The sequence below is a fragment of the Bacillus sp. FG16 genome (assembly GCF_057809515.1).
On sequence record NZ_JBMDKC010000308.1, the window covers coordinates 1 to 559 of the forward strand.

Genomic DNA, 559 nt, shown 5'->3' on the forward strand with positions numbered 1-559 from the left:
TATTTAAAGACATACAAAGACGTGTATTTTCTATCCTAGACCGTCCTAAATTAGCTGAGCTAGCAAATCAAATCTTGAATACTTCAAAGATAGATGAAAAAGCATTCCGTTGGGAACGTATTGATGCATTAGCTTTACAATTTAAGAGACAAATTCGTCCTATTTTTATGACAATTGATTTTGTTACAACAGATATTGAAGATTCTCTTATGGATGCAATACACTTTTTAAAAGAAGTTTTGATGAAACGGAAAACTTTACTTAAATATGATATCGAAGATATTCCACAAACCTTTATACAAAATGGGACTAAACGTTATCTTTACACGAAAGATGATGCGCATTCAAAACGTTTACTAATAGATCGATATGAATTTTTAATTTATCATTCTTTATGGCATCGCTTACAATCAGGAGATATTTTTTGTAGAGATAGCATACAGTATAGAAGTTTTGAAGATGATTTAGTCGATGAAAATACGTGGGTACATAAAGAAAGTATGATTCAAGATTTCAATTTAACTAAGCTACAACAGCCCATCGAACAACATTTAAAAGA

Annotated in this window: 1 pseudogene; it reads left to right on the forward strand. The window is 30.2% G+C overall.

The window, feature by feature from the left end:
- Window positions 1-559 (forward strand): annotated as a pseudogene (locus ACODS7_RS32455) (Tn3 family transposase); the annotation flags it as partial.